This window comes from Kribbella sp. NPDC050470 (assembly GCF_044458365.1).
Taxonomy (GTDB): Bacteria; Actinomycetota; Actinomycetes; order Propionibacteriales; family Kribbellaceae; genus Kribbella.
The window spans coordinates 1,674-3,290 of the sequence record NZ_JBITHV010000028.1; the positions used below are offsets into that span (position 1 = coordinate 1,674).

1 rRNA gene (cut by a window edge) is annotated in these 1,617 nt (G+C 54.7%); it reads right to left on the reverse strand.

Going from position 1 to position 1,617, the window contains the following annotated elements:
• Nucleotides 1-1,536, reverse strand: a 23S ribosomal RNA gene (locus tag ACIBGM_RS45230) (it extends 1,673 nt beyond the left edge of the window).
• Nucleotides 1,537-1,617: the final 81 nt, after the last annotated feature.

Genomic DNA, 1,617 nt, shown 5'->3' on the forward strand with positions numbered 1-1,617 from the left:
GGCGTGTTAATGCCGGTACGGGAATATCAACCCGTTGTCCATCGACTACGCCTGTCGGCCTCGCCTTAGGTCCCGACTTACCCAGGGCAGATTAGCTTGACCCTGGAACCCTTGATCATCCGGCGGACGGGTTTCTCACCCGTCATTCGCTACTCATGCCTGCATTCTCACTCGTGCAGCATCCACAACTCCATCACTAGGCTGCTTCACACGCTGCACGACGCTCCCCTACCCATCCACACACCTGGACCACACCCAAAGGTGCAGCCGGGTACGAGTGTGAATGCCACAGCTTCGGCGGATTGCTTGAGCCCCGCTACATTGTCGGCGCGGAATCACTTGACCAGTGAGCTATTACGCACTCTTTCAAGGGTGGCTGCTTCTAAGCCAACCTCCTGGTTGTCTGGGCAACTCCACATCCTTTTCCACTTAGCAATCGCTTAGGGGCCTTAGCTGGTGATCTGGGCTGTTTCCCTCTCGACTACGGAGCTTATCCCCCGCAGTCTCACTGCCGCGCTCTCACTTACCGGCATTCGGAGTTTGGCTGATTTCGGTAAGCCGGTAAGCCCCCTAGACCATCCAGTGCTCTACCTCCGGTAAGAAACACACGACGCTGCACCTATATGCATTTCGGGGAGAACCAGCTATCACGGAGTTTGATTGGCCTTTCACCCCTATCCACAGGTCATCCCCCAGGTTTTCAACCCTGGTGGGTTCGGTCCTCCACGCGGTCTTACCCACGCTTCAACCTGCCCATGGATAGATCACTCCGCTTCGGGTCTAGAGCATGCGACTCAAACGCCCTATTCAGACTCGCTTTCGCTACGGCTACCCCACACGGGTTAACCTCGCCACACACCACTAACTCGCAGGCTCATTCTTCAAAAGGCACGCCGTCACACCCCGAAGGATGCTCCGACGGATTGTAGGCAATCGGTTTCAGGTACTATTTCACTCCCCTCCCGGGGTACTTTTCATCTTTCCCTCACGGTACTAGTCCGCTATCGGTCACCAAGAAGTATTTAGGCTTAGCGGGTGGTCCCGCCAGATTCACACGGGATTTCAAGAGTCCCGTGCTACTTGGGAAAACACTCGGAAGTCACTGTCTTACGCCTACGGGGCCATAACCCACTACGGCTCAACATTCCAGAAGATTCGACTTCAACAGTGATTTATAACTCCCCGACCCCACGGCATTGAGGTCTGAATGCTCCCACAACCCCATGTACGCAACACACGCCGGCTATCACACGCACATGGTTTAGCCTCATCCGCTTTCGCTCGCCACTACTCACGGAATCACAATTGTTTTCTCTTCCTGCGGGTACTGAGATGTTTCACTTCCCCGCGTTCCCTCCAGAACCCTATGTGTTCAGGCACTGGTAACTGGCTTTAGAATGCCAGCTGGGTTTCCCCATTCGGACACCCCCGGATCACAGCTCGGTTGCCAACTCCCCGGGGCTTATCGCAGGCTCCAACGTCCTTCATCGGCTCTTGGTACCAAGACATCCACCGATTGCCCTTAGTAGCTTGTCACAACAACAAAACAAACAAAATCGCTACAAAGAGATGCTCGCGTCCACTATACAGTTCTCAAAATACGGGCAGGAACACCAG